The sequence below is a fragment of the Brachybacterium sp. SYSU DS0246 genome (assembly GCF_059391765.1).
The window spans coordinates 1-26,198 of sequence record NZ_JBZXYT010000027.1; the positions used below are offsets into that span (position 1 = coordinate 1).

Genomic DNA, 26,198 nt, shown 5'->3' on the forward strand with positions numbered 1-26,198 from the left:
CGGCGCCCTGAGGGTCGCCGGCGCCGCTCCTGATGCCGTGACTGTGCGCCATCGATCAGATGGTGGCGGGGACGTCCTCGTCGAGGAACTCATCCTCGCCGAGCGCGGCTGCAGGCGCCTCGCTCACCTCGCCCTCGGGTGCGGCCTGTTCCGCGGCGTACTTCCCGACACCGAGGGTGCGCAGGATCTTCTCCTCGATCTCCACCGCCAGATCCGGGTTGTCCTTGAGGAACTGGCGGGCGTTCTCCTTGCCCTGCCCCAGCTGGTCCCCTTCGTAGGTGAACCATGCCCCGGACTTGCGGACCACGCCGTGCTCGACCCCGAGATCGATCAGCCCTCCTTCGCGGGAGATGCCCTCCCCGTAGAGGATGTCGAACTCGGCCTGCTTGAAGGGCGGGGCCATCTTGTTCTTGGCGATCTTGACCCGGGTGCGGTTACCCACGGAATCGGTGCCCGCCTTCAGCGTCTCGATGCGCCGGATGTCCATGCGCACGGAGGCGTAGAACTTCAGTGCCTTGCCGCCGGTGGTGGTCTCGGGGCTGCCGAAGAACACGCCGATCTTCTCGCGCAGCTGGTTGATGAAGATGGCGGTGGTGCCCGAGGAGGACAGGGCGCCGGCGAGCTTGCGCAGCGCCTGGGACATGAGGCGGGCCTGGAGACCCACATGCGAGTCGCCCATCTCGCCCTCGATCTCGGCCTTGGGCACGAGGGCCGCGACGGAGTCGATCACCACGATGTCGAGTGCGCCGGAGCGGATCAGCATGTCGGTGATCTCGAGGGCCTGCTCGCCGGTGTCCGGCTGGGAGACCAGCAGTGCGTCGATGTCCACGCCCAGCTTCTTGGCGTACTCCGGATCCATCGCGTGCTCGGCGTCGATGAACGCGGCGATGCCGCCGTTGCGCTGCGCGTTGGCCACCGCGTGCAGGGCGAGCGTGGTCTTGCCGGAGGACTCCGGGCCGTAGATCTCGACGATGCGGCCGCGGGGCAGGCCGCCGACCCCGAGCGCGGCGTCCAGGGCCACGGAGCCGGTGGGGATGACCTCGACCGGCGGCCTGGTGTCATCGCCCAGACGCATGATCGAGCCCTTGCCGAACTGGCGGTCGATCTGGGCGAGGGCGTTGTCGAGCGAGGAGCCGCGATCCTTCGAGGCTGTCTTCGGTGCAGGCATGAGCTTCGTTCCTTCCAAGGGGCCGGGAGTGCCGACGTATTGACCTTGCGGCCACACTAGGCGGCGGCCCCGACATCCGCCGCCGCCCCGATGTCCGTGTGGACGGATGAGGAGTGGGGAGGAAAGACGCGACCGTGCGGATGGTGCCGGGGAGACCGTCGATCCCCACCATACCGAACACGCGTTCGAACACGCGAGAGGATCGGTCGTGTCGCGGCGTGTCGCGCTCCGTCACGGATCAGCGCCGGATCAGGCCCGCCTCAGCGCCGTCGCTGCTCGGCGGGGACCTCCCAGCGCTGGGACTCGGGAACGTCCATGGCGTCGCACAGAGCGGTCCACACCAGACGCACCGCGACCCCGCGCTCGAGGGCCTGCTCGGCGGTCAGACCGCCGGTCTCCTCGAGCACGAGGTCGCGTGTGTAGGTGCGGGCCAGGACCGGGCCGAAGACGTGATCGGCCAGTTCCGTGAACTCGCTGCGCCGCACCTCAGCGGGCGCCGACCAGCGGGGCCGCGTCGTCGGCGAGACCCTCGGGCACGGTGTCGGGGATGCTGACGCGCTCGGCGACGGCGAAGCGGTCGGACACCTCGCGCAGGACGAAAGACAGCGGGAGGCCGAGAGCCTCGGTCACGGAGACCAGCAGTTCGCTGGAGGCCTCCTTCTGGCCGCGCTCGATCTCGCTGAGATATCCCAGGGATACACGGGCATCGGAGGACACCTGCCGCAGCGTTCGGCCCTGGGAACGGCGCGCATCGCGCAGGACGTCCCCGAGCTCCTGACGGAAAAGGACCATGGCCTTGCCTCCGTTCCTCTGGTTGATCTGATGATGGTGCACCCCGTGGGTGCGGTGCGTCGAAGTCATCACGATCAGAACAACGCGGCCACCCCCGTGAGTGTTCCCCAGAGTGTAGTGGCCTCGCTCCCAGCGCCCGCTGGGAATTGTGTATGGCGGACCTGGGAGCGCGACGTCCGCGCCACCGCGCCGGATCGATAGCGCTGACCGGCGGATTCGCTCAGTCCTCGAGTTCGGCTGCCAGCTCATCGAGCGCCGCCTCGACCGCCGCGGCCCGGATGCGCGCTCTTCCGCCGCTGAGATGCAGTTCACGCGTTCGCGTGCGGCCCCCGCGGCGAGCCAGGCCCAGGACCACGGTGCCCTCCGCGACGCCGCGCTCGTCCGGGCCGGGCCCGGCGACCCCCGTGGTCGCGACCGCGAGGTCCGTGCCATAGAGCTCGAGCGCTCCCTCCGCCATCGCCCACGCGACCTGCGCGGTCACCGCTCCCGTCTCGCGCAGCAGCCCGGCGTCCACGCCGAGCACCGCCGTCTTCGCGTCGTAGGAGTAGCAGGCCGCTCCCCCGGCGACCACAGCGCTCGCGCCGGGGACGTCCACCAGGCGCGCAACGACCGCTCCCGCGGTCAACGACTCGGCCGTGGCGATCGTCCATCCCCGCTCAGCGGCCCGCGCGATGACGACGGCCGGATCAGAGGCCATCGCCATGGCCCGGGCCGCCGGCGAGGGCCTCACGGCGCAGCCGCAGCCCGTCCTTCAGATTCACCAGTCCGGACCATACGGTCAGCACGACGGCCAGCAGCACCAGGGCCAGGCCGAGCCAGCGAGCCGGCTGCCACCACAGCTCGAACGGGATCAGGCAGAAGGTGATGGCGACGGTCTGGACCATGGTCTTCGCCTTGCCGGCCGCATTGGCCGGCAGCGCGCCGTACTTGAGGATCGTGAACCGCATGACGGTGATCCCGATCTCGCGCACCAGGATCAGGATCGTCATCCACCACGGCACGTACTCCCACACCGAGAGCATGATCAGCGCGGCCCCGGTCATCGCCTTGTCCGCGATCGGGTCCACGATCTTGCCGAAGTCGGTGATCAGGTTCCGGCTGCGCGCGAGGTGACCGTCGAGGTAGTCGGTGATCATGGCCAGGACGAACACCGCGGCCACGAGCAGCCGCCCACCGATCGACTCGGGGTAGAGCACGGCGAGCACCACCAGCAGGGGCACCATCGCGCACCGCACCATGGTGAGGATGTTCGCGATGTTCCAGAGCGGGACCGGATCCGTGCGGGGTGTGGTCATCGGTGCTCCTGCTGTGCGAGGTGGGCGGCGGGTGGCATCCGGCGGAGCCGGGTGACGCGGCGGGGTGGCGGGCCGGGGCCGCCGGGTCAGCGGCCCGTGAGGCTCCAGGCGTCCTCTCCGTCCCCATCATCCTCGTCGTAGTACTCGGTGGCGGGCTCGGAGCCGTCGTCGGCCAGCGGATCTGCCGCGTATCGGTCCCCGCCGTCGCCGATCCCGGGCGCTGCGGGGGCAGCTGGGTCTCCCTCCGCACCGGGTTCGAGCTCGACGGCCTGGTCGGCAGCGTACGGCTCGTCCGCGGCGGGCTCTGCGGTCTCCTCCCCGCGGATACGGGCCAGAGCCGTCCCCAGCTCGTCGGGATGGACCAGCACATCGCGGGCCTTGGATCCCTCGGAGGGGCCGACGATCTCCCGGGACTCCAGCAGATCCATCAGGCGGCCTGCCTTCGCGAAGCCCACGCGCAGCTTCCGCTGCAGCATCGAGGTCGAGCCGAACTGCGTGGTGACCACGAGCTCTGCCGCCTGCAGCAGCACATCGAGATCGTCGCCGATGTCGTCGTCGATCTGCTTCTTGGCCGCGACCACCGTGACGTCCTCACGGTAGTTGGGCTTCATCTGGGACTTGACGTGGTCGACGACCTTGTGGATCTCCGACTCGTTGACCCACGCACCCTGGACACGCATCGGCTTGGCCTTGCCCATCGGGTGGAACAGCGCGTCGCCCTGACCGATCAGCTTCTCCGCGCCTACCGAGTCGAGGATGACCCGGGAGTCCTGCAGGGAGGAGGTGGCGAAGGCCAGGCGGCTGGGGACGTTGGCCTTGATGATGCCGGTGACGACGTCGACCGAGGGTCGCTGGGTGGCCAGGATCAGGTGGATGCCGGCCGCACGGGCGAGCTGGGTGATGCGCTGGATCGACGCTTCGACGTCGCGCGGGGCGACCATCATGAGGTCGGCGAGCTCATCGACGACGACCAGCAGGTACGGGTACGGCGCGAGTCGGCGCTCGCTGCCCGGCGGCGGGGTCAGCTCGCCGGCGCGGACGGCCTTGTTGAAGTCATCGATGTGCTTGTACCCGAAGGTCGCGAGGTCGTCGTAGCGGGCGTCCATCTCCTTGACCACCCATTCCAGGGCTTCGGCGGCCTTCTTGGGGTTGGTGATGATCGGAGTGATCAGGTGCGGGATGCCCTCGTAGATCGTCAGCTCGACGCGCTTGGGATCGACCAGGACCATGCGTACCTCTTCGGGAGTGGCACGCATGAGGATCGAGGTGATCATCGAGTTGACGAAGCTGGACTTCCCGGCACCGGTGGCACCAGCGACCAGCAGGTGCGGCATCTTGGCGAGGTTCGCGACCACGTAGCCGCCCTCGACGTCCTTGCCCACACCCATCACCAGCGGGTGCTCGTTGCGATGGGCGACGGAGCTGCGCAGCACGTCGCCGAGGACGACCGTCTCGCGGTCCGTGTTGGGGATCTCGATGCCGATGGCCTTCTTGCCCGGGATCGGCGAGAGGATGCGCACGTCCGCACTGGCCACGGCATAGGAGATGTTCTTGTCGAGTGCCGTGACCTTCTCGACCTTGGTGCCCGGAGCGAGCTCGATCTCGTACCGGGTCACCGTCGGCCCCCGGGAGAAGCCGGAGACCTCGGCGTTCACGTTGAACTGCTCGAAGACCTCCATGAGCGCGGCCACGACCTGGTCATTGACCTCGGACCGCGTCTTGTGGGGCGGGCCTTCGGTCAGGAAGGAGGACTCGGGCAGGGTGTAGACGACGTCGCCGGCGAGCTCGAGCTGCTCGCCCGCCCGGGGCAGGTCGCCCATCGGCGGCTCGATCAGGTCGGGCTCCGACTTCTCCGGCTTCTGCTGCGTCGCGGCGGGCCGGGAGGCGGCCGCGCTGCGGGCAGGCTTGGTGGCGCCGGCCGCCGCGGCGGCACCCGGGGCGCCGGCGGGCATCGGGGTGGTCGCGTCAGGGGCGCCCTTCGCGTCCTTCCCCGGGAAGGTCTTGGCACGGTGATTCTCGTCCTCCACCACGTCGAAGACCTCTGTCGAGTCGACCGGGGCCCGGCCACGGCCGGCTCCGCGGCGCTTCTTCTTCGCCGTGGCCGCCGCGGCGTCCTCGGCGGTCACTCCCTGCTCGAAGGCCTCGTCCCCGGCGTAACCGAAGCTCTCGTGGTCGCGACCCGCTGCCTCCGCCTCGGCCTTCTCCTTGCGGCTGCGGCGACGCGGACGCCCGGCGGGCTGAGCCTCGGTCGCCTGCTCGTGGACCTCCGGATCGACTCGGCGCGGGCGCAGGCCGAAGGCGACGCGTTCGGCGTCCTCCTCCTCGCTGCGGCCGACCATCACCTCGTAGACATCGCGCACGCGCGAGGGGATCGACTCGACGGGGGTGGCGGTCAGGACCAGGATCCCGAAGGCGATCACCACGGAGTGGATGACGATGACGGCGACCGGGGGCAGCAGCGCCTCCAGCGGAGCTGCTGCCAGATACCCGAGGACTCCTCCTCCGCGAGCGAGGTTGTCGATCCCGTCCGCCGGAGCCGGCATGCGCGCGGAGACGGAGGCGATCGCCGAGATCGCGGCCAGCAGGAGCGCGATGCCGATCGCGATGCGCGAGTTGGCCCGGACCTGATCCGGGCGGCGGAACATCCGGATCGCCCAGCCGGCCGCCAGCAGCGGGATCACCATGGAGGAGATGCCGAAGGTCCCGGCCACCACGGTGTGCACCGCGCCGAACACAGGACCGCCCAGCTGCCACCACTCGACGACGGCCACCAGGGTCGCGATGAGCATCAGGAACAGGGCGTAGCCGTCGCGCCGCTGCTCGGGGGCGACCTCCCAGCGCGCCACACCGATGGAGCGGATGAAACCGCCGACCATCCGGGCGATCGCCAGATAGCCGGAGCGCACTGCGCGCACCGGCAGGGGAAGCGTCGACGGGTCGTGGGCCGCGGAGCCGGCGGTGCGCGAGCTACCGGCAGCCGAGGTCCGTGACGAGCCTTTCGACGCACGTGCGGGGGAAGACGTACGTGTCGCCATGGCACCAGGGTACCGTCCAGCTCGGCCCCAGCCCGGGAGGCTGGGCCTGCGATCAGGCGCTATCTCACCGCTCGCAAGCTCGCAGCACGTCGATCAGGCTGTGCCTAACGTCCTGATCTCCTACCGCTCGCAAGCTCGCAGCACGTCGATCAGGCTGTGCCTAACGTCCTGATCTCCTACCGCTCGCAAGCTCGCAGCACGTCGATCAGGCTTCGATCACGATGGGGATGATCATGGGGCGGCGGCGCAGGCGCTGGGAGACGTAGCGGCCGACGACGCGGCGCATGATCTGCTGCAGCTGGTGGGTGTCACGGCGGTTGGACTGATCGGCCACGGCCTGCTCGAGCGCCTTGACGATCTCGGGACGGATCTTCTGGAAGACCACGTCGTCCTCGGCCACGCCGCGCGCGTGGATCTCGGGGCCGGCGATGAGCGAACCGGTCTCCGAGTTGACCACGGCGAACAGGGAGATGAAGCCCTCGTCCCCGAGGATGCGGCGGTCCTTGAGATCCGCTTCGGAGATCTCGCCGACGCTGGAGCCGTCGACGTACACGTAGCCGTTGGGCACCTCACCGACGACCTTCGCGACGCCGTCCTTGAGATCGACGACGTGACCGTCCTTGGCCAGGACCACCCGCTCCGGCGGCACACCGGTGGCTTCCGCGATCTTGCCGTTGGCGATGAGGTGGCGGACCTCGCCGTGGATCGGCATCACGTTCTTCGGGCGCACGATGTTGTAGCAGTACAGCAGCTCGCCGGCACTGGCGTGACCGGAGGTGTGCACCTTCGCGTTGCCCTTGTGGACCACCTCGGCGCCGAGCGCCATCAGGCCGTTGACCACACGGAAGACCGCGTTCTCGTTGCCCGGGATCAGCGAGGAGGCGAGGACCACGACGTCCCCGGGGCCCACGCTGACGCGGTGGTCGCGGTTGGCGATGCGGCCGAGCGCCGCCATCGGCTCGCCCTGGCTGCCGGTGCACATCAGCACGACCTGCTCATCGGGCAGGTTGTCGATGCGCTTGACGTCCACCAGGATGCCCTCGGGCACATCGAGGTACCCCATGTCCGCGGCGATGCCCATGTTGCGCACCATCGAACGGCCGACGAAGGCGACCTTCCGCCCGTGGGCGGCGGCCGCATCGAGCACCTGCTGGACGCGGTGGACGTGACTCGAGAAGGAGGCGACCACGATCTTCTGGCGTGCGCGGCCGAACACCGCGTCCAGGGTGGGTCCGATCTCCTTCTCCCCGACGGTGAACCCGGGCACCTCGGCGTTGGTGGAGTCGGTCATGAACAGATCCACGCCGGCCTCGCCGAGGCGTGCGAAGGCGCGCAGGTCGGTGATCCGGCCGTCCAGCGGCAGCTGATCCATCTTGAAGTCGCCGGTGTGCAGGACGGTACCGGCCGGGGTGGAGACATGGACGGCGAGCGCATCCGGGATCGAGTGGTTCACGGCGACGAACTCGCAGTCGAACGGGCCGAAGCTCTCCTGCTGGCCCTCCTTCACCGCGTAGGTGAAGGGCTTGATGCGGTGCTCCTTGAGCTTCGCCTCGATGAAGGCCAGGGTCAGCTGGCTGCCGATCAGCGGGATGTCGGGCTTCATCCGCAGCAGGTAGGGCACCGCGCCGATGTGGTCCTCGTGGCCGTGGGTCAGCACGATCGCGGCGACGTCGTCCAGGCGATCGCTGATCATGTCGAAGTCCGGCAGGATCAGGTCGACCCCGGGCTGGGCGTCCTCGGGGAAGAGGACCCCGCAGTCGACGATGAGCAGCCTGCCCTCGAACTCGAGCACGGACATGTTGCGGCCGACGTCCCCCAGCCCGCCCAGCGGGGTGACCCGCAGGGTGCCGCGCTTCAGCTTCGGCGGCTGGTTCAGTCGGTGGGAATACGAAGTGGTCATAGAGGCCTCCGAGCCTTATCGCGTGGGGGGTACGCCGTCGGCCGCGTCCAGCGCGGCGGCGAGCGCGCGCAGCTGGTCGGCATCGGCAGGAACATGGGGGCCGCGCATGGCCGCGTGGGGCAGCACGCCCTGCAGGGCGAGAGCGGCCTTGGCGGCGACGGCCCCGGGGATGTGATTCATGATGGCCTCGACCACGGGGGCGAGGCGGTTGTGGGCGTCGCGCGCGGCGACGAGGTCGGACCGGTCCACGGCCTCGACCATCTGCTTCTCGAGGTCACCGGCGACCTGGCCGACGACGGAGACCATGCCCGCGGCGCCGATCGTCAGCCACGGCAGGTTCAGGCCGTCCTCACCGGAGTAGTAGGCGAGCCCTGTCTCCGCCATCACCCGGGTGGCCTGGAGCAGGTCCGCCTTGGCGTCCTTGACCGCCAGAATCCGATCGTGCTCGCCCAGGCGCAGCAGCGTCTCGTAGGCGAGCGCGGCCCCCGTGCGGCCGGGGATGTCGTACAGCATGACGGGCAGGTCGGTGGCGTCGGCGACCGCGGTGGTGTGCGCGATGATGCCGGCCTGGCTGGGCTTGGAGTAGTACGGGGTCACCACCAGCAGCCCGTCCAGGCCGAGCTCGGCGTGCGCGCGGGCCAGGTCGATCGAATGGGCCGTGTCATAGGTGCCCACCCCGGCGACGACCTTGATCTCGGGGCCGACGGCCGCACGCACGGCGCGGGCGAGCTCGATCTTCTCGACGTCGGTGAGGGTCGGGGCCTCTCCGGTGGTGCCGGAGACCACGATGAGATCGTTGCCGTGCTCGCTGACGTGCGCGGCCAGCGCCTGGGCGGCATCGAGGTCGATCTCGTGGGCGTCCTCGGTGAACGGAGTGACCACAGCGGTCCCCACGGTGCCGAAGGGCCGCAGGGGGCGCGAATCGGGGCTGGTCATGGTCTCCTCCCGGAAAAGTCGTGGTCCCCGGAGCCTAGTCCAGGCCGGGCCGCGGTCTGTGCCCTCACGCGGGGCCGAGATCGACCAGGATCGCCAGCGGAGTGCGCTGGCGGCCCTGGCCGAGGGGGTTGTCGGCGAACGTCGCCTCCAGGCGCTCGTTCGCGGTCGTCACGTCCGACCCCAGCACGTTGCGGCCGATGTCGTTGGCGTCCATCACGACCGTGCCGGTGAAGCTGTCGCGCACGGCCGCCGGGATCTCGGCGCCGCGGATGGCCGCCGAGATCCGCGCGGAGACGGCGTCGGGATCCTTCGGCGGCAGCTTCGCCGAGACGTTCGAGGGGAAGGCGGAGTACGGGGTCGGCCCGTCGATCGCTCGGACGTCGGCCCCCACCACGTGGTAGAAGAGCCCGCGCTTGCCGATCAGTTTGCCCGCGGCTCCGGCCGCCGAGGCGGCGACCACCCGGGGCAGTCCGACCTCGCGCACGGCCAGCTCCATGGTGGTGGGATCGCCCAGTCCGATGCCGGCCGGCGTGCGGGTGACGAACCGGCTGAGGACCCTCGCGGCGGGGCGCGGCGTGATCTCCCAGGTGAACCACGAGCGGCCCTGGGCGATGGCGATGATCTTCTCGCTGATCACGAAGTACCACGGCGCGCCGGCAGGGAGGGCATCGGCAGGGAGGGAGGCGGCGAACCGCTCGACGTGCTCGCGGACCCGCGCCTCGATGTCATCGCCGCGGGCGACCAGCTCGGTCTGCAGCGGGAAGCGGCGCCAGATATGGCCGTCGGCCTCCGAGACCAGGTCGAGCTGCTTGCCCGGGTTGGCCGTGTAGTCGCTCTTGGCCTCGGCCGCCTCGTCCGGATCCGCGGTCGGCGCGGTCGTCGTCCGTGCGGCGCGGGCCGCAGCAGGCTCAGCAGGCCCACCAGAGCCGGCCGGGCCACCCGGCTCAGCCAGGGTGGAGCTCTCGGGGGCGTCGATGTAGGTGCGCAGCCACAGCTCGAGGTTCAGCAGGCGCCAGAAGACGCCCGTGTCGTGGGTTCCCGGGTTCGCCAGGAAGTCGTCGAACAGGGCCAGCACGCTGGGGGCGTCGACATAGGGCCGATCGGCGAAGCTCTCCGAGGCGAAGATCTCCCGCACGGCCGGGCCGAGGGCGCGGAGCCACTCGTCCTCGGCGGAGGCGAGAACGCCGGCTCCTGCGGCACCGGCGCCGGCATCGGCATCGTGTCGGCCCCGAAGGTCGGTGCTCGCACCGGGCACGATCCCGTCCATCGCCTCACGCAGGATCCCGCAGCCGCGCCCGCCGGCGAGGAAGGCCGACTCCTCGAGGGAGAACAGGAAGGCCAGCAGCTCCTTGTCGAGGAAGGGCAGGCGCCCCTGGACCCCGGAGCGCCTCGAGAACCTGTCGTGCTCGCGCAGCAGCGCCGGCAGCGAGGTGCGGAACACGTCCTCCAGCAGCCGCTGCTTGAGGTTGTCCTGGACGAGGCTGAGCGTCTCGGCGCTGTGCTCCTCCACGAAACCGGAGTTCAGCAGCGCGTCGACCGGCACCGCGGCGCGTCCGGAGCCCCGCCGCGCGGCCGCGCGCAGGAGGTCACGGGAGGCGGCGAGCTCACGGGCCAGCGGGGCGAGTCTCCTGTGGCGGCGCAGCTGTCGCAGGTACACCCGGTGATGTCGCTCGTCCCCGGCCATCGTCTGGCTCGCTCCGAGGCCGTCCAGCAGCGCCGTGACGTGCTGGCCGGCCTCGCGAAGGACCGCGTACCGCGCATACGGAGCGCTCGAGGCGGCCGGCTCCCCCTGGGCGCGGACCGCCTCGCGGAGGTCCTCGAGGTCGTCCCCGGCGCCCGTGCGCACCTCGTGTGCGGCGATCTGGTCCTGGTAGTCGGCGAGCAGGGAGTCCACGTCGGAGGCATCCTGGTCGACGGCGCCGGTGGGGGTCGCGCGGAGAACGTGCTGGCGGGCACCGACGGCGCTGTATGCCTCGTCGTCGGGCTCCTCGCGCAGGTGGCGCGCGATCACGGCGGCGATCGCCGAGGAGCCCAGGTCGCCGGAGACGGAGGTGCCCACGGTCCCGTCGGAGGGCAGGCGCAGACGGATCGCGCGCTCGAACCGCTCCCGGTACTCGGCGACGGTGTCCTGGTCGACGGGCCGGCCGGGGCGCGCGGCGATCCGGCGCAGCTCCTCCTGCAGGCTCGAGAACTCGGTCACCGCGGCGGACGCTGTGCTGCCCGTGCTGTCCGTGATGATTCGCAGGACCTGGCCGGGCAGGAGCCGGCGCACACCGTCGAAGAAGGTCCGGGAGTCCTCGTCGTGAACGCCGAACTGCAGGTAGCGGTAGACGGTGCGGTCATCCGGTGCGGCCTCGAACTGCTCCGCGGCCAGCAGGGCGGAGATCTCGGACGCGAAGAGGAGCTGGGGACCTCGCCCGCCGTCGCCCAGCCAGTAGTAGAGGGGTTTGATCCCGACCTGGTCGCGAGCCAGGACGAGCTCGCCGGTCTGCGTGTCGTGGATGGCGAGCGCGAACATGCCGTTGAAGCGGTCGTAGGCGGCGGTGCCCCATTGCGCGTGCGCCGCCAGCACCACCTCGGTGGCCGTGTCGGTGCGGAAGCTGTGGCCGAGCTGCTCGAGCTGCGTACGCAGCTCCCGGTGATTGTGGACCTCGCCGTCGTGGACGATCGTGTACCGGCCGTCCGGTGAGGCCATCGGCTGAGTGCGGTCCGGGCTGCGGTCGTTCGGCTCACGATGCACCAGAGCGGCCTGGTCGGTGACGACGAGGGCCTCGTCCTCCGGGACGGTGCGGGCCCCGTCGTGGGCCAGGGCGCCGGCCATCCGCCGGGCGATGCCCTCGGTGTCGGCGCCGAATCCGTAGCTGCCGGAGATTCCGCACATGGGACGAGTCCTTTCGAGGGGGACGGCACCGGTCATCGGCCCGGCGCTGCAGCAGCCGCTCGGCGCCGCGCCACAGGTGAGGGTCGGGCCGAGGTCGGCAAGCCGCCTGAGCTTATCAACGCGGTCCCGGCGCACAGGCCCGACGCGGCGAGGCGTCTCAGCTGCCGCGGCGCGAGAGCACGAGGTCCCCGTCGCTGACGCGGATCTCGAGGTCGTCCAGCGACGTGACCAGGGCGTCCGCGATCGGCGCCAGATCCGCGGCCGGGGTGGTGCTGGTCACCGCGACGGTACGGGCACCGGCGTCCGCGCCGGATCGCAGGCCGCCCACGGAGTCCTCGACGACGATGCACGCGCCGGGTTCCGCCCCGAGACGCTGGGCACCGAGGCGGTAGGGCTCCGGGTCCGGCTTGCCACGGGTGACCTGGTCCGCGGTGACCATGTCCGGTGGGACGGGCAGACCGGTCGTGGCCCAGCGGGCCTCGAACAGGGGCGCGGTGCAGGAGGTCACGATGGTCCAGGTGGCCCGGCCCAGCTCCTCCGCAGCGGCATCGAGCTCGCGCAGCAGCCGCTCGGCGCCCGGCAGGGTGAGGATCGAGCCGACGTCGGCGATCTCGAGCGCCTCGACGCGGGCGTGGGCCTGGTCACGCTGTTCCTCGGTGAGCTCGGGTAGCAGCTCCGCGAGGACCTGGCGGGCCGGCTTGCCGTGCATGTCGTGGCCGAACTCGACGCCGGCGTCGTACTCGCGCAGCAGCGTGTTCCAGGCGCGTTCGACCGCCGGTCCGGAGTCGATCAGGGTGCCGTCCATGTCCAGCAGCAGCGCTCGCGCGCGCAGCGGGAGCTCATCGACAGGAGTGGGCACGTCAGGAGTGTCCGGGGTGGCCGTCATGGCCCTACGTTCTCACATCGCGAGGCGGACGCGAAGGCAGTGTCCTCCCTGGTGACCGTACAGTGTCGACCATCATGACGACCGCTTCCTCCTCGGCCGGCCACAGCGGACCGGAGCTCCCCCTGCGGCTCCGTGCGATACGCCGCACCGGATTCTCGATCGGCCTCGCGACGGGCCTGTACGGCATCTCCTTCGGAGCACTCGCGACGGCCTCGGGGCTGGACGTGTGGCAGGCGATGGTGCTGTCGGCGGTGATGTTCACCGGGGGCAGCCAGTTCGCCTTCGTCGGCGTGATCGGCGGGGGCGGCTCCGCCGCCGGGGCGGCCATCGCCTCGGTGCTGCTGGGGGTGCGCAACACGCTGTACGGGCTGATCCTCGCGCCGTCCTTCGCCCGCGGCGGATGGCGGGGTCTCGCGCGGACGCAGCTGACGATCGACGAGTCCGCTGCCCTGGCCGCCTCCGGCACCACCGACGAGGAGAGGCGCGCCGGCTTCTGGGCCGCCGGTCTGTGCGTCTATGCCTTCTGGAACCTGTTCTCCCTGGTCGGCGCGGTCGCGGGGCAGTATGTCGCGGATCCCGGGGCGTGGGGGCTCGACGCGGCGGCCGCCGGAGCGTTCCTGGCCCTGCTGTGGCCGCGGCTGCGCGGCGGCGATGCCGTGGCGATCGCGGTGGCCGGTGCCTTCGTCGCCCTGCTGTCCACCCCTGTGCTGCCCTCGGGGCTGCCCGTGCTCGCCGCGGCCCTGGTAGCCGTCGTCGCAGGGCTCCTGCCGTCGCGGCGGGGCAGTGCAGAGCGCCCCCACCGTCCCGAGGAGGAACGCCGATGAGCACGCTGTGGATCGCGGTGATCGCCGCCTCGGTCATCTCGTTCGGCCAGAAGTGGCTGGGCTACCAGGCGCCGCCGGACGTGCTGGAGCGTCCTCGGGTCGCGCGCATCACGTCCCTGCTGCCGATCGCGCTGCTGGGTGCGCTGGTGGCGACGCAGACGGCGACCAGTGGAACGGAGATCGTCCTGGATGCGCGTCTGGCGGGTCTGGGCGTCGCGGTGGTGCTGCTGGTGCTGCGCGCACCGTTCCTCGTGGTCGTGCTCGGTGCGGCTGTGGCCGCGGCGGGGCTGCGCGCCCTCGGATGGGCCTGACCCGCCCGGCCCTCTAGCGGCCGCGCTGCTCCTCGATCGCGCGCCGGGTCGCCATGCGGGCGCCCTTGCGGTCACGCAGCGCGTCATAGGCGAGGGCGAGGCGGAACCAGGCGCTCCAGTCGTGCTCGGCGCCGTCCTGGATCGCGGCCCGGGCGGACTCGAACTCCGCTCGAGGGTCGTCGGGGATCGCTCCGGGCGGCGGTGCGTAGCGTTCGGCGAGGCGCCCGGAGGCGAGGCCGAACAGCACCTCGCGCCACGTCACCCACACGCTGAGGCCGAGCAGGATCGCGATGCCGAGGGCCAGGCCGTAGCCGAGGGCGCTGCCGGCGCGGGCGAAGCCGACGGCTATCCACCCCAGTCCGTAGCAGTACGCCGCGGTGATGAGGACCAGGACGGCGACGAAGAGTTGCTGACGCATGGAGGTTCGCGTGCTCAGCCGAGCTCGAGGTAGCCGTCGAGCCCCACGGTGAGTCCGGGGTGCGCGGCGACCTCGCGGATGCCCAGCAGCACGCCGGGCATGAAGCTGGCGCGGTCGAAGGAGTCGTGGCGGAGCTGGAACTGCTCCCCCGGCCCCCCGAACTGGACGACCTCGTGGGCGACCAGTCCGCGCTGACGGACCGCGTGGACGTGGATGCCGTCGATGACGGCCCCGCGGGCGCCCTGCGGATCCTTCTCGGTCGCGTCCGGGACCGGGCCGAGGCCGGCGGCCGCCCGGCCGCGGGCGATCGCCGCGGCGGTGTGCGTGGCGGTCCCGGAGGGGGCGTCGAGCTTGTTCGGATGGTGCATCTCGATGATCTCGGCGCTGTCGTAGTAGCGGGCAGCGACCTCCGCGAAGCGCATGGCCAGCACGGCGCCGATCGCGAAGTTCGGCGCGATCAGGACGCCCACCCCGTCGGCCTCCTCGAGCTGCGTGCGCACTGCGGCCAGGGAGTCCTCGGTCCAGCCGGTGGCGCCGACGACGGCGTGGACCCCGTGCTCGATCAGCCAGCGGACGTTGTCGCCGGTCGCGGCCGGCACGGTGAGATCCACCGCGACCTGCGCCCCGGCCTCGGTGATCGCGGAGAGGTCGTCGTCGCGACCGATGCGGGCGACGAGTTCGAGGTCCGGTGCCTCGTCGATCGCACGGCATGCCTCGGTGCCCATGCGCCCTCCGGCGCCGAGCACGGCCACGGGCACGGTGGTCTGGTCTGTCTGGGTCATGGCGTGCTCCTCGATCGTCGGCGGATGGCGGATAGATGATAGTGAGCTGGTCGGGCGATCGGAGTGCGGTGGCCGAGCTGGACGGCACCGGAGGACGGCCCGGAATGCTCGGCTCCCGGCTCGTCGGGGTCAGCTCTCGGGGCCGACCTCGACCCGGGTGCTGAAGGACGTGGACAGGCGGGCGGCGAGATCGCGCACCGCGGCGGCATCGACGCGGCCGATCTTCTCCAGCGTCTCGTCCACGCTCGAGTAGGTGCCGTGGACGAGCTCGATGGTGCCCAGGCGGCCCATGCGACTGCTGGTGTCCTCCAGCCCCAGCGCGAAGGAGCCGGTGATCTGACCGCGAGCGCGGGCGAGCTCGTCCTCGTCGACGCCCTGCTCTCCCATCCGTGCCAGCTCGGCGCCGAGGAGCTCGACCACCTCGGTGGTCCGGCCCGGACGGCAGGCCGCGTAGAGGCCGAACAGCCCGGCATCGCGGTATCCGGAGCTGAAGGAGTACACCGAGTAGGCCAATCCGCGCTGCTCTCGGATGTTCTGGAACAGACGGGAGGACATGCCACCGCCGAGGATCGACATCAGCACCGACATGGCGTGGCGCTCCTCGCTGACCGCCGTGATCCCCTGCCCGCCGAGGTAGATGTGGTTCTGCTCGGCGGGCCGCAGCAATCGGTGCGGATCGATGCCGGCGACGTTCGCGACCACGCCGCCGCCGGACTCGCCTCCGGCGGCGTCGGTTCGCAGCCGTCGCGCGGGCAGGGCGCCGGGCTCGAGTCTCCATCCACCGCGGCGCAGGCCCGCCTGCACCAGCTCGGCGAGCTCGTCGTGGTCGATGTCGCCGACGGCCGTGACCACCAGGTTGCCGGGCCGGTAGTGCTCGGCCCAGTGGGCGCGGACGTCCTCGATGCTCAGCGCGTTCACGCTCTCGGCGGTGCCGCCGACGGGACGGCCGATCGCCGTGTCGGGCCCGAGGACGTCGGCGAGGAAGGTCTCGTAGCCGATGTCGGTCGGGTCGTCCTCTGCCATGGCGAGCTCTTCGAGGATCACCTCGCGCTCGGTGGCCAGGGCCTCCTCCTCGAGGCGGCTGGCGGTGATCATGTCGGTCAGGACGTCGACCGCCCTGGGAACGTCCGCTGAGCGCACACGCCCGAAGTACAGGGTGTGCTCCTTCGCCGTGATGGCGTTGGAGTCGCCGCCGACCTCGTCGAACGCCGTGGCGATGTCCATCGCGCTGCGGCGGTGGGTGCCCTTGAACATCAGGTGCTCGAGCACGTGGGTGGAGCCGGCATGCTGCGGCAGCTCGTCGCGGGAGCCGACCGGCAGCCAGAGCCCGATGGTCGCGCTGCGCACGCTGGGATCGGTCTGGGTCAGCAGCCGCACGCCGCCGGGCAGGATGCTGCGGCGCACGCCGGTGGCGGCATCGAGCATCACATCGGACGCGGGGTCGTCGAAGGCGAGGTCGGAAGGCATCGATTGATTCTCCCACGGGCCGGAACACCCCGGGGGAACCGCTCCGAGGCGCCGGGAATCGGGGGGTGCACGGCGGCACCGGAGAGACGGCGCTTCCTCGACTCCGTCGGCGAGGGCGGGAGCAGAGATGAGGAGTTCAGGGCACCACGATGTGCTGTCGGCCATCGATGAGCTCACGGACGATGTCCAGATGGCCCGCGTGCACGGCGGTCTCCTCGAGCATGCGCAGGAGGATGCCGCGGCCGTCGGCCATGATCGGCCCGTCGAACACACTCGCGGGCGGTCGCCAGCGCGGCGGCTCGGCGAGGTCGACGCGCGCGAGGACCTCGTCGGAGCGCTCGATCTCCTCGCGGTACCGGGAGATGGCGTCCCGCCCGGAGGCCGGGCCGTCTCTCCATCCGTCGCACAGTCCCTCGATCGCTCGGGGCTGGGCATCGAGCACCGCGGAGATCCAGAACCTCTCGTCGTCGAAGGTCAGGTGGCCGAGCAGCTGCGTGATCGACCATCCCGAGGGCACATGGACCTCGGCCATCCGCGCATCGTCGAGACCGTCGACGGCCGCCAGCACATGGCCTCGCTGCTCGGTCAGCAGCGCGATCAGATCAGGATCGTGCATGGATGCTCCTCAGCGTCGTGCCGTCGCGCGTCCATCACATCAGGTCCCACCCGAACGTGGAAGCCCTGGAACGACGGACGGGCGGCACCCCCGCAGGGATGCCGCCCGTCCGTCGTTGCCGGATCACCCGGCGAGGATCACTCCTGGCCGGCGTCCTCGGCCGGCTTCTCGTCGCCCTGCTCGTCCTTCTCGTCCTCGATCACGCCGAGGGAGATCTTGCCGCGGGCGTCGATCTCGCGGATCTCCACCTCGATCTTCTGACCGACCTTGGCGACGTCCTCGACGTTCTCGACCCGCTTGCCGTCGTTCAGCTTGCGCAGCTGGGTGACGTGGAGCAGGCCGTCCTTGCCCGGGGTGAGGGAGACGAACGCGCCGAAGTCGACCACACGCACCACGGTGCCGAGGTAGCGCTCGCCGACCTCCGGGACCATCGGGTTGGCGATGGCGTTGATCGCGGAGCGGGCGGCCTCGGCCGAGGGGCCGTCGGTCGCACCGATGTACACGGTGCCGTCGTCCTCGATCGTGATGTCCGCGCCGGTGTCGTCCTGGATCTGGTTGATCATCTGGCCCTTGGGGCCGATGACCGCACCGATCTTGTCGACGGGCACGGTGACCGCGAGCACGCGCGGAGCGTGCGGGCTCATCTCGTCGGGCGTATCGATCGCCTCGTTCAGCACGCCCAGGATGGCCAGGCGGGCCTCACGGGCCTGCGACAGCGCGCCGCCCAGCACCGAGGCGGGGATGCCGTCGAGCTTGGTGTCCAGCTGGATCGCCGTGACGAACTCGGAGGTGCCGGCGACCTTGAAGTCCATGTCGCCGAAGGCGTCCTCGGCGCCGAGGATGTCGGTCAGCGCCGCGTAGCGGGTCTCACCGTCGACGGTGTCCGAGATCAGGCCCATCGCGATGCCCGCGACCGGTGCCCGCAGCGGCACTCCGGCGTTCATCAGCGACAGGGTGGAGGCGCAGACGGAACCCATCGACGTGGAGCCGTTGGAGCCGAGGGCCTCGGAGACCTGACGGATCGCGTAGGGGAACTCCTCGCGGCCGGGCAGGACCGGGACCAGGGCGCGCTCGGCGAGCATGCCGTGGCCGATCTCGCGACGCTTCGGGGAGCCCACGCGACCGGTCTCGCCGGTGGAGTACGGCGGGAAATTGTAGTGGTGGACGTAGCGCTTGCGGGTCACCGGCGACAGCGAGTCGATCTGCTGCTCCATCTTGAGCATGTTCAGCGTGGTCACGCCGAGGATCTGGGTCTCGCCGCGCTGGAACAGAGCCGAGCCGTGCACACGCGGGATGACCTCGACCTCGGCCGACAGCGCGCGGATGTCACGCAGACCGCGACCGTCGATGCGGACGCCGTCGGTGAGGACCTTCTTGCGCACGACCTGCTTGGTCAGGGCGCGGAAGGCTCCGCTGACCTCCTTCTCGCGGCCCTCGAGCTGCTTGCCCTCACCGGCGAGCTCGTCGGTGACCTCGGCCAGCAGCTGCTCGGTGCGCTCCTCGCGCTCGCTCTTGCCGGAGATCGACATGACCTCGGCGAGACGATCGGTGGCGGCTCCGGCGACGATCTCGTAGGCATCGTCCTGGTAGTCCAGGAACAGCGGGAACTCGCGCACCGGCTTGGCGGCGGTGGCGGCCAGCTCCTGCTGGGCCACGCACAGGCTGCGGATGAAGACCTTGGCGGCCTCGAGGCCTTCGGCGACGACCTCCTCGGTGGGGGTGATCGCGCCCTGCTCCTTGATCAGCGTCCAGGAGTTGTCGGTGGCCTCGGCCTCGACCATCATGATCGCCACGTCGGACTCATCGCCCTCGCCGGTGATGCGGCCGGCGACGACCATGGAGAACACGGCCTCCTCGAGCTGGGAGAACGTGGGGAAGGCGACCCACTGGCCGCCGCCCTGGGCGGTCGGGATCAGGGCGATGCGCACCGCACCGATCGGGCCCGAGAAGGGCAGACCGGAGATCTGGGTGGAGGCGGAGGCACCGTTGATGCCGACGACGTCGTACGCGTCGTCAGGTCCGTTGGCCATGACGGTCAGGACGACCTGGACCTCGTTGCGCAGACCCTTGACGAAGGCGGGGCGCAGCGGACGGTCGGTCAGGCGCGCGGCGAGGATCGCGTCGGTGCTGGGACGGCCCTCACGGCGGAAGAAGGAGCCGGGGATGCGGCCCGCGGCGTACATCCGCTCCTCGACGTCGATGGTGAGGGGGAAGAAGTCGAACTGGTCCTTGGGACGGTTCGAGACGGCGGTGGCCGACATGATCATCGTGTCGTCGTCGAGGTAGACGGCGACGGCGCCGGCGGCCTGCTGGGCGAGACGACCGGTCTCGAAGCGGACCTCGCGGCGGCCGAACGAGCCGTTGTCGATGACCGCGGTGGTCGCGGTGATTTCAGGGCCTTCCATGGCCATGTGAATCTCCTTGGGTAGGGGGTTCGCCCTGCCGGCGCGGTCATCGCCAGTCACTCGCGGTCCCGGCGGGACCCGGTGATCTGCCGGGGCCTGCGTACCGCACGTCACTGCCGAGGACCGAACCTGGTCGGGGCGGGTATCTGTTATCTGGTTCTTCGGTGGCCCACCGGGGTGGGCACATGAAACCGCCGCCCGCCCTCAGGGGCGAGCGGCGGGTGGTGTCACCGGCGGATGCCGACGCGCTGGATCAGCGAACGGTACCGCTCGATGTCGACGTCCTGCAGGTACTGCAGGAGGCGCTTGCGCTGGCCGACCAGCAGCATGAGACCCCGACGAGTGTGGTGATCGTGCTTGTGGGTCTTCAGGTGCTCGGTCAGGTACTTGATGCGGTGAGTCAGGAGCGCGACCTGGACCTCGGGCGAGCCGGTGTCGCCCTCGGTGGTCCCGAACTCCTTGATGATCTCCTGCTTGGTGGCGGTATCGAAGGCCATGGCTCTCCTGGGTCGTTGCGCGGCGCTCCGGGACCTTGTGTCCTGGGCTCTCTGTGCGAGCTGTCTCCTGTCGGCGCACGCGCCGGGGCGGGTGCTGCGGATAGGGACGGGAATGCTCTCCGCGGCCGAATTCACGGCCTCAGCAGGATATCAGCCGGTGGCTGCGGGACGGGAGCCGTGCACGTCCAGAGTGCGGCGGCTCACCTCCACGTCCTCGCGCATCTGCTCGACCAGGCTCTCGACCGAGTCGAACGTCAGCGTGGGCCGCTGGAACCGGACGAACTCCAGGCGCACCGTGTCGCCGTAGAGGTCGAGGTCGTGGTCACCGTGCACATAGGCCTCCACCGTGCGTCGCGGGCCTCCCGCGCCGTCCTCGTCCTCGAAGGTGGGGTTGGTGCCGATGGAGATCGTCGCAGGTGCGCCGGCCAGCGGCTCGGTGCCCGCATGGCCAGGATCCTGCTCCAGCACGGTGAGGTAGCCGGCGTAGACCCCGTCGGCGGGGATCAGACCGGCCGGTGCCGGGCCGAGGTTCGCGGTCGGGAAGCCGAGCTCGCGCCCTCGCCGATGGCCGTGGTGGATGACATCGGTGACGGTGTGGAGGCGGCCGAGCGCATCGGCCGCCCCGTCGACGTCACCCCCCAGCAGTGCGGCGCGGATTCCGGAGGACGAGATGCGGCCGGTCCCTTCCCCGTCGGGCCCGAGGTCCGCGACGGTCACGACCTCGAAGCCGTACGTGCGGCCCAGTTCGCGCATGGTCTCGATGTTCCCGGCATTGCCCCGGCCGAACAGGGCGTCCTCCCCCAGCACGACGCACTCGGCGCCGAGCCCCTCGACCAGGAACACCCGCACGAAGTCCTCCGCCGAGTACTGGGCGAAGTCGCGGGTGAACTCGAGGTCGAGGACGCCGCTCATCCCGGCGAGCAGCAGCAGCCGATCACGATCGTCCCGCCCCGTCAGCAGCGGGGGGTCACCGGGAGTGCCCATCACGTGCCGGGGGTGCGGCCAGAAGGTCAGGGCGACCGGGGACAGCGAACGTGCCTGCGCGTGGCGCAGCAGCTGGTCGAGCACATAGCGGTGGCCGCGATGGACCCCGTCGTAGTTGCCGATCGAGACCGCCGTCGCACCGAGGCCGGCGGGAACCTCCTCGACGGAGTGCCAGATGGGGGCGCGGGTCACGGCGGGGTCGGGTCCTTCCAGAGCCGGGAGCACGTCCGAACCCTCGGACGTCGGGACAGGCAGCGGGGCCGGAGCACGTCGCGGAACGTCGCACCGCACGGACGAACGCACCGCGGGAACGACGACCGGCGCAGAACGCAGAACATCGCTCAGCGGCATACGACATCGACGTGCGGGGACACTGTATCCCCCGCGCACGGCCCGGATAGCGCATCGGGATGATACCCAGCTGTGATGAAGGTCGGCGTTTCACTCATATCCCCCACGATGCGCACTCCGCTACCCTGAACGACAAGGCGGCGCCGGGGAGGGACCCCTGTGCCCTCCCGCGAAGTAAGCGGGGGCTGACATGACGGCCGCTGAGAAACGGATCGATTTCCATGACGAACGTGACCGAACCGGCCGCGCTGGGCGGCCCATCGCGACCCACCGGGCGCCACGGGCGTCGACGCGTCTCCCTCATCGTGGCGGCCGTCGTCGCCGTCATCGCTGTCGTACTCACCGGCGGCGCGCTCGCCTATGCCAAGCAGTTCGAGGGACGCGCCCTGCCGGGCACCGAGGTCCTCGGCAAGGACGTCTCCGGGCAGAGCCCCGAGGAGATCGCCGCACTCGTCGCCGAGCGCGGCGAATCCGTCACGGTGACGGTCACCGCCGGGGACGAGGAGCACGAGGTCTCCCTCGCGGACCTCGGTGTGAACGTCGATGCGGCCGCCACGGCGGCCGCCGCCGTCGAGCGCGACGACTCCTTCACCGGCGTGATCTCCTCGACCTGGTCGGGCGAGCACACGGTCAACCCGGTCGTCTCCGTCGACGAGGGAGCGGTCCAGGACTTCGCCAAGGGCCTCGTGCCCGAGGACAAGACCGAACCGGTCGACGCGCAGGTGACCTTCGACGAGGAGAAGCAGGCGTGGACCGCGGTCCCGGGGACCGACGGCCAGGGCATCGACCCGCAGCCCCTCGTGGACGCCGTCACGCAGAAGGCGTCCGCGCTGGAGGACTTCAGCGTGGAGCAGCCGATCAAGGACATCCCGCCGGCGATCACCACCGAGGAGGCCGAGGAGGTCGTCGGCACCATCAGCGGCATCCTCGAGCAGCCGATGACGGTCGCCGGAGCCGACGGGAAGACCCACGAGGTCTCCGCCGAGCGCCGCAGCGACTGGCTGTCGGTCGCTCCGGACGAGGCGGGCCAGTCGCTCGAGATCTCGGTCGACGAGGAGAGCGTGCGCGAGTGGGTCTCTGCGCGCGCCGACAAGGACTCCGTCGAGAAGAAGGACGGCATCGAGCAGGTCGACGAGAACGGTGAGGTCGTCAAGGTCGTCGCCGAGAAGCAGGACGGCCTGGATATCACCAACGCCGACGCCGTGGCCGACGAGCTGATCGCCGCGCTGAACGGCACCACGCCCCTCGAGGCGGCCTTCGAGACGAAGAAGGTCGAGGCGGAGGTCGAGGAGGTCGACGCTCCGAAGTCCGAGGAGGAGAAGGCCGAGGAGGAGAAGGAGAAGGCCAAGGACGAGGAGTCCGAGGACGCCGACGAGGCCGAGGAGGCCACTCCGACCGGCGAGAAGTGGATCGATGTGAATCTGTCCAACAAGACCGTGACCGCGTACGTCGGCGACACGCCCGTGTGGGGCCCCCGTTCGATGGTCGACGGCAAGGAGGGCAATGAGACGGTCACCGGCACCTACGAGATCTACCTGCGCTACGAGAAGCAGGACATGACCAACGCGAGCCGGTACCCCGAGGGGCACGAGAAGTACTACTACAACCCGGACGTCCCGTGGGTGCAGTACTTCCACGCCGGCTATGGCTTCCACGGAGCCCCGTGGCGCTCATCCTTCGGATACTCCGGGTCGCACGGATGCATCAACCTGCCCGTCTCCGACGCCAAGTGGCTCTACGACTGGGCTTCCGAGGGCACGCGGGTGGAAGTGCACCACTGACGCCCACCCCATGACACGAGAAGGCCGCCCCCGGAGATCTCCGGGGGCGGCCTTCGTCGTCGTGCTGTGCGCCGACCGAGCCCCGACGGGGCCGGAGCCTGATCAGCCGCGCGCTTCCGGCGGGATGACCATCATCGGTCGCCACCGCTCCCCCTCGGGCCGCAGCACGGCCCGCAGGGCTCCCTCGGTATCGAGAGCGGCGACCACCTCGTGCTCGGCCTCGTCGTGCTCGGCCTCGTCGTGCGCGGCCTCGTCGTGCGCGGCCTCGCCGGCGGAACTCACAGAGCCGCCGGCGCCGCGCCCATCGGCCCCGCTCCCGAGCGCTGCGATGCCCGGCCGGGCCGGCTCGTCGGACCGGGGGATGCGGCGGCCGTCGGCGAGGTCGCGCGCGGCCTGCTCGTCGACGGGGAGGACGGGCAGGACGCGGGAGGCGGCGTCTCCGAGCCCGAGCAGCGGGAGGTCGACATCGTCCCCCTCACCACGCGCCGGGACGTGGACCGCCTCGGAGACCGGGAAGGGACCGACATCGGTGCGGCGCAGCGCGGTCAGGTGTCCCCCGACCCCGAGTGCGGCTCCGAGGTCGCGGGCGAGCGCCCGGACGTACGTTCCCGAGGAGCAGGTCACCACGGCGTCCAGATCGAGGAAGCCGTCGACCTCTCGGCGGGCCGTGAGCTCGAACCGGGAGATCCGCACGGGTCGCGCCGCGAGCTCGACGTCCTCTCCGGCGCGGGCGCGGGCGTAGGCGCGCTTGCCGTCGACCTTGATCGCGCTCACGGTCGAGGGCACCTGCTGGATGTCCCCTCGCAGGTGGGCGAGCTGCTCCTCGATCGCCGCATCGGAGAGTCCGGTGGCGTCACGGGGCTCGCCGAGACCCTCCCCCTCCCGGTCGTCCGTGGTGGTGGACAGTCCGAGCCGGATCGTGGCGAGGTAGGTCTTGTCCAGGCCCACCAGGTGGGTCAGCAGGCGGGTCCCCTGCCCAATGCCGAGGATCAGCAGTCCGGTGGCCATCGGGTCGAGAGTGCCGGCGTGTCCGACCTTCTTGGTACCCAGCAGCCATCGCACCCGGGCGACGACGTCGTGGCTCGTGCGGTCGGGGGCCTTGTCGACCAGCAGGACGCCGTGCGGAGCGCTCACGCGTCCTCGCGGCCGCGCTCGCCGGTGGCGCCGCCGGCGGGCTCAGCACCGTCGGCCCTGTCGTCCTCGTCGGTCGCGAAGGCGCCGTCGACCCCGGGGGCCGCGTCACCGTCCGCGTCGCCGTCCTCGTCCTCGCGCGCCACGCGGTAGGGGTCCGCGTCTCCGGCGTAGTCGGCGCCCTCCTTGGAGCGGGCGAGCTCGGCGTCGCGGCCGCGGGCCTCGCTCAGCAGATCCTCGATGACACGGGCGTTCTCCGGGACGGCATCGGCGATGAACTCGAGCGTCGGGGTCAGGCGGACGCCGGTCTGCCGGCCGACCTCACGGCGCAGCATGCCGGTGGCGCTGGTCAGCGCCGCGGCGGTGCCCTCTCGCTCCTCGTCGGTGCCGAAGACGGTGTAGAAGACGGTGGCGTGCTGGAGGTCGCCGCTGACACGCACGTCGGTGATCGTCACGAACCCGAGCCGGGGGTCCTTGACGCGGGTATCGAGCATGGTCGCGACGATGACCTTGATGCGGTCGGCGAGCTTGAGAGCGCGGGGGTTGTCGTTCATGGTCGGATCTTCTCCTGATCGGCGCCGAGAGCTGCGAGCTGCTCGGCGCGGGGATGGTCGGTGGGGATCGCGAGCAGGACGTCGCGGTCGATGGAGCGGTCGACACGGTGCCGGAAGGTGCCGTCACGGCTGATCACCCGCAGCCCCGCACCGGCCAGCACGTCGCTGGCGTCCTCGTGGGCGAGGGTATGGCGGTTGATCGCCAGGGCGAGACCACCGCCGTCGCGCAGCAGGGAGCGCCAGGGGCCGGCGGCGCTGCGCAGCACCTCGAGCGGTGAACGCTGCCAGGCACCGGCGGCCTTCGCGCCGTGCTGGACGCCGTAGGGCAGGTCGGCCACCAGCGCGTCGACGCTGCGGTCGGGCAGCAGCTCGCCGAGCCGGGTCGTGTCGCAGCCCAGCACGCTCACACGCTGGCTGCGGCCCTCGCGCTGGGCCTGTTTGCCGGCGGCCAGCTCCGCGTCCAGGCGCGTGCCCAGATGCTGACCGCGCAGGGTCAGCTTCGAGGCGGTCAGCGTGTGCTTGTAGCGGTGGCTGCGCAGCCAGGTGGTCAGGAATGAGCGGTAGGCGTCGACGTCCTTGCGGTCGATCTCCGCTCCGAGCGGGCTCAGGCCCAGGCGCAGCGCCCGGTTGAGCGTGGTGCCGCGACCGCAGAGCGGGTCGAGCAGGCTGAGGGTGCCGTCGAAGAGCCCGGCGCGGCGCGTGCTGAGCGCGGCGGCCAGATTGATCAGAAGCGCGGTGAACTGCTCGTTGGTCTTTCCCGGATACTTGAGGATGGTCTCCAGGTCCCCCGGGTGGGTCACCGTGGCGGGCAGCTCCCGAGGACGCAGCAGCGGCGCCGGCGGAGCGCCGTCCGGCGCCTGCGCGTCGCGGTCCTCGTCGTCGTCCCCTCCCTCGTCCTCGACCACGTCGAAGGCGCCGAGCGTGACGGACAGCGCCGAGATCAGCTGCTGCGTGCGCAGTGGATCGGTGCCGGAGCCCGAAGGGAGGCGAATCTCGAGGGCGTCCATGCCGCCCAGGCGACGCTCCCGCACGACCGGCACGGTCCCGAGGTGGGCGCCGAGCACCCAGCGGGCCTCGGCGACGGCGAGCGGCCCGGCGGCCTCCGTGTACACGCGGTTGGCCGACGGGGCGCGGAGGACGAGAGTCACCTCCTGCATGCGGCTCTCCTCCCCGACGGGAGCGGC

At 70.9% G+C, this 26,198-nt stretch carries 23 protein-coding genes; 3 read left to right on the plus strand and 20 right to left on the minus strand.

Annotated features, from left to right (window positions below; translation table 11 throughout):
* Positions 1-55: 55 nt before the first annotated feature.
* The 10 genes from recA to AC5020_RS13125 form a co-directional block, all read right to left on the minus strand.
* Positions 56-1,168 carry a recombinase RecA gene (gene recA / locus AC5020_RS13080; RefSeq protein WP_377803314.1) on the minus strand — a complete coding sequence of 371 codons (1,113 nt, stop codon included), beginning with the start codon at positions 1,166-1,168 and terminating at the stop codon, positions 56-58.
* Positions 1,169-1,428: 260 nt separating this feature from the next.
* Positions 1,429-1,653 (minus strand): DUF3046 domain-containing protein, encoded by a 225-nt coding sequence (locus AC5020_RS13085; protein WP_377020401.1) that lies wholly within the window; start codon positions 1,651-1,653, stop codon positions 1,429-1,431.
* A 1-nt stretch (position 1,654) separates the two neighbouring features.
* The gene (locus AC5020_RS13090; protein ID WP_377020422.1) at positions 1,655-1,960 is read right to left on the minus strand and encodes a helix-turn-helix domain-containing protein; all 306 of its coding nucleotides are present in this window, start codon (positions 1,958-1,960) and stop codon (positions 1,655-1,657) included.
* A gap of 220 nt (positions 1,961-2,180) precedes the next feature.
* Positions 2,181-2,657, minus strand: coding sequence for a CinA family protein (locus AC5020_RS13095; RefSeq protein ID WP_464988615.1), 477 nt, complete (start codon positions 2,655-2,657; stop codon positions 2,181-2,183).
* Positions 2,647-3,255, minus strand: coding sequence for a CDP-diacylglycerol--glycerol-3-phosphate 3-phosphatidyltransferase (gene pgsA, locus AC5020_RS13100; protein WP_464988616.1), 609 nt, complete (start codon positions 3,253-3,255; stop codon positions 2,647-2,649). The genes AC5020_RS13095 and pgsA overlap by 11 nt, the downstream gene beginning before the upstream one ends.
* An 86-nt stretch (positions 3,256-3,341) precedes the next feature.
* Positions 3,342-6,290, minus strand: a complete 2,949-nt coding sequence (locus tag AC5020_RS13105; protein ID WP_464988617.1) for an FtsK/SpoIIIE family DNA translocase — start codon at positions 6,288-6,290, stop codon at positions 3,342-3,344.
* 205 nt (positions 6,291-6,495) lie between these two features.
* Entirely contained in the window at positions 6,496-8,190 is a 1,695-nt protein-coding gene (locus tag AC5020_RS13110; protein ID WP_377020397.1) for a ribonuclease J, read from the minus strand.
* Between the two features lie 15 nt (positions 8,191-8,205).
* Positions 8,206-9,126: a 4-hydroxy-tetrahydrodipicolinate synthase gene (gene dapA / locus AC5020_RS13115; RefSeq protein WP_377020396.1), complete on the minus strand. Its 921-nt coding sequence runs from the start codon at positions 9,124-9,126 to the stop codon at positions 8,206-8,208.
* Positions 9,127-9,190: 64 nt separating this feature from the next.
* Positions 9,191-12,007, minus strand: a complete 2,817-nt coding sequence (locus AC5020_RS13120; RefSeq protein WP_464988618.1) for an asparagine synthase-related protein — start codon at positions 12,005-12,007, stop codon at positions 9,191-9,193.
* A 157-nt stretch (positions 12,008-12,164) separates the two neighbouring features.
* A complete protein-coding gene (locus AC5020_RS13125; RefSeq protein WP_377794404.1) occupies positions 12,165-12,866 on the minus strand; it encodes an HAD-IA family hydrolase in 702 nt (233 codons plus the stop codon).
* Between the two features lie 101 nt (positions 12,867-12,967).
* Between AC5020_RS13125 and AC5020_RS13130 the strand changes: the two genes are divergently transcribed.
* Together AC5020_RS13130 and AC5020_RS13135 are read left to right on the plus strand one after the other, a co-directional pair.
* Positions 12,968-13,717 (plus strand): AzlC family ABC transporter permease, encoded by a 750-nt coding sequence (locus AC5020_RS13130; RefSeq protein WP_464988619.1) that lies wholly within the window; start codon positions 12,968-12,970, stop codon positions 13,715-13,717.
* Positions 13,714-14,028, plus strand: coding sequence for an AzlD domain-containing protein (locus AC5020_RS13135; RefSeq protein WP_464988620.1), 315 nt, complete (start codon positions 13,714-13,716; stop codon positions 14,026-14,028). Before AC5020_RS13130 ends, AC5020_RS13135 begins: the two co-directional genes overlap by 4 nt.
* Before the next feature lie 13 nt (positions 14,029-14,041).
* Here the strand turns inward: AC5020_RS13135 and AC5020_RS13140 are convergent, their stop codons facing one another.
* From AC5020_RS13140 to AC5020_RS13170, 7 genes are all read right to left on the minus strand, one after another.
* On the minus strand, positions 14,042-14,446 hold the full coding sequence (locus AC5020_RS13140; RefSeq protein ID WP_377020391.1) for a hypothetical protein: 405 nt from the start codon (positions 14,444-14,446) through the stop codon (positions 14,042-14,044).
* Between the two features lie 14 nt (positions 14,447-14,460).
* On the minus strand, positions 14,461-15,228 hold the full coding sequence (gene dapB / locus AC5020_RS13145; protein ID WP_377794406.1) for a 4-hydroxy-tetrahydrodipicolinate reductase: 768 nt from the start codon (positions 15,226-15,228) through the stop codon (positions 14,461-14,463).
* 129 nt (positions 15,229-15,357) lie between these two features.
* Positions 15,358-16,695, minus strand: coding sequence for a M16 family metallopeptidase (locus AC5020_RS13150; RefSeq protein WP_377020389.1), 1,338 nt, complete (start codon positions 16,693-16,695; stop codon positions 15,358-15,360).
* A gap of 136 nt (positions 16,696-16,831) precedes the next feature.
* On the minus strand, positions 16,832-17,311 hold the full coding sequence (locus tag AC5020_RS13155; protein WP_377020388.1) for a mycothiol transferase: 480 nt from the start codon (positions 17,309-17,311) through the stop codon (positions 16,832-16,834).
* Between the two features lie 137 nt (positions 17,312-17,448).
* Positions 17,449-19,716 carry a polyribonucleotide nucleotidyltransferase gene (locus tag AC5020_RS13160; RefSeq protein ID WP_464988621.1) on the minus strand — a complete coding sequence of 756 codons (2,268 nt, stop codon included), beginning with the start codon at positions 19,714-19,716 and terminating at the stop codon, positions 17,449-17,451.
* Positions 19,717-19,943: 227 nt separating this feature from the next.
* Positions 19,944-20,213, minus strand: coding sequence for a 30S ribosomal protein S15 (rpsO, locus tag AC5020_RS13165; RefSeq protein ID WP_377020386.1), 270 nt, complete (start codon positions 20,211-20,213; stop codon positions 19,944-19,946).
* Between the two features lie 150 nt (positions 20,214-20,363).
* Positions 20,364-21,389, minus strand: a complete 1,026-nt coding sequence (locus tag AC5020_RS13170; RefSeq protein ID WP_377803325.1) for a bifunctional riboflavin kinase/FAD synthetase — start codon at positions 21,387-21,389, stop codon at positions 20,364-20,366.
* Between the two features lie 380 nt (positions 21,390-21,769).
* Between AC5020_RS13170 and AC5020_RS13175 the strand changes: the two genes are divergently transcribed.
* Positions 21,770-23,329 carry a L,D-transpeptidase family protein gene (locus tag AC5020_RS13175; protein WP_464988622.1) on the plus strand — a complete coding sequence of 520 codons (1,560 nt, stop codon included), beginning with the start codon at positions 21,770-21,772 and terminating at the stop codon, positions 23,327-23,329.
* A gap of 102 nt (positions 23,330-23,431) precedes the next feature.
* Here the strand turns inward: AC5020_RS13175 and truB are convergent, their stop codons facing one another.
* The 3 genes from truB to AC5020_RS13190 are packed head-to-tail and all read right to left on the minus strand — an operon-like array spanning position 23,432 to position 26,171.
* Complete coding sequence (gene truB / locus AC5020_RS13180) at positions 23,432-24,463, minus strand: tRNA pseudouridine(55) synthase TruB (RefSeq protein ID WP_464988623.1); 1,032 nt, start codon at positions 24,461-24,463, stop codon at positions 23,432-23,434.
* A complete protein-coding gene (rbfA, locus tag AC5020_RS13185) occupies positions 24,460-25,014 on the minus strand; it encodes a 30S ribosome-binding factor RbfA (protein WP_377020382.1) in 555 nt (184 codons plus the stop codon). Before rbfA ends, truB begins: the two co-directional genes overlap by 4 nt.
* Entirely contained in the window at positions 25,011-26,171 is a 1,161-nt protein-coding gene (locus AC5020_RS13190) for a TRM11 family SAM-dependent methyltransferase (RefSeq protein WP_464988624.1), read from the minus strand. Before AC5020_RS13190 ends, rbfA begins: the two co-directional genes overlap by 4 nt.
* Positions 26,172-26,198 lie beyond the last annotated feature (27 nt).

Excerpts from the sequence above, each read along its gene's own strand:
- AC5020_RS13135 (WP_464988620.1), top strand. The coding sequence starts at position 13,714 with ATGAGCACGCTGTGGATCGCGGTGATCGCCGCCTCGGTCATCTCGTTC.
- rbfA (WP_377020382.1), bottom strand. The coding sequence starts at position 25,014 with ATGAACGACAACCCCCGCGCTCTCAAGCTCGCCGACCGCATCAAGGTC.
- dapB (WP_377794406.1), bottom strand. The coding sequence starts at position 15,228 with ATGACCCAGACAGACCAGACCACCGTGCCCGTGGCCGTGCTCGGCGCC.
- pgsA (WP_464988616.1), bottom strand. The coding sequence starts at position 3,255 with ATGACCACACCCCGCACGGATCCGGTCCCGCTCTGGAACATCGCGAAC.
- dapA (WP_377020396.1), bottom strand. The coding sequence starts at position 9,126 with ATGACCAGCCCCGATTCGCGCCCCCTGCGGCCCTTCGGCACCGTGGGG.
- AC5020_RS13120 (WP_464988618.1), bottom strand. The coding sequence starts at position 12,007 with ATGTGCGGAATCTCCGGCAGCTACGGATTCGGCGCCGACACCGAGGGC.
- AC5020_RS13130 (WP_464988619.1), top strand. The coding sequence starts at position 12,968 with ATGACGACCGCTTCCTCCTCGGCCGGCCACAGCGGACCGGAGCTCCCC.
- AC5020_RS13155 (WP_377020388.1), bottom strand. The coding sequence starts at position 17,311 with ATGCACGATCCTGATCTGATCGCGCTGCTGACCGAGCAGCGAGGCCAT.
- recA (WP_377803314.1), bottom strand. The coding sequence starts at position 1,168 with ATGCCTGCACCGAAGACAGCCTCGAAGGATCGCGGCTCCTCGCTCGAC.
- rpsO (WP_377020386.1), bottom strand. The coding sequence starts at position 20,213 with ATGGCCTTCGATACCGCCACCAAGCAGGAGATCATCAAGGAGTTCGGG.
- AC5020_RS13150 (WP_377020389.1), bottom strand. The coding sequence starts at position 16,695 with ATGCCTTCCGACCTCGCCTTCGACGACCCCGCGTCCGATGTGATGCTC.
- AC5020_RS13090 (WP_377020422.1), bottom strand. The coding sequence starts at position 1,960 with ATGGTCCTTTTCCGTCAGGAGCTCGGGGACGTCCTGCGCGATGCGCGC.
- AC5020_RS13105 (WP_464988617.1), bottom strand. The coding sequence starts at position 6,290 with ATGGCGACACGTACGTCTTCCCCCGCACGTGCGTCGAAAGGCTCGTCA.
- AC5020_RS13175 (WP_464988622.1), top strand. The coding sequence starts at position 21,770 with ATGACGAACGTGACCGAACCGGCCGCGCTGGGCGGCCCATCGCGACCC.
- AC5020_RS13190 (WP_464988624.1), bottom strand. The coding sequence starts at position 26,171 with ATGCAGGAGGTGACTCTCGTCCTCCGCGCCCCGTCGGCCAACCGCGTG.
- AC5020_RS13160 (WP_464988621.1), bottom strand. The coding sequence starts at position 19,716 with ATGGAAGGCCCTGAAATCACCGCGACCACCGCGGTCATCGACAACGGC.
- AC5020_RS13095 (WP_464988615.1), bottom strand. The coding sequence starts at position 2,657 with ATGGCCTCTGATCCGGCCGTCGTCATCGCGCGGGCCGCTGAGCGGGGA.
- AC5020_RS13110 (WP_377020397.1), bottom strand. The coding sequence starts at position 8,190 with ATGACCACTTCGTATTCCCACCGACTGAACCAGCCGCCGAAGCTGAAG.
- AC5020_RS13140 (WP_377020391.1), bottom strand. The coding sequence starts at position 14,446 with ATGCGTCAGCAACTCTTCGTCGCCGTCCTGGTCCTCATCACCGCGGCG.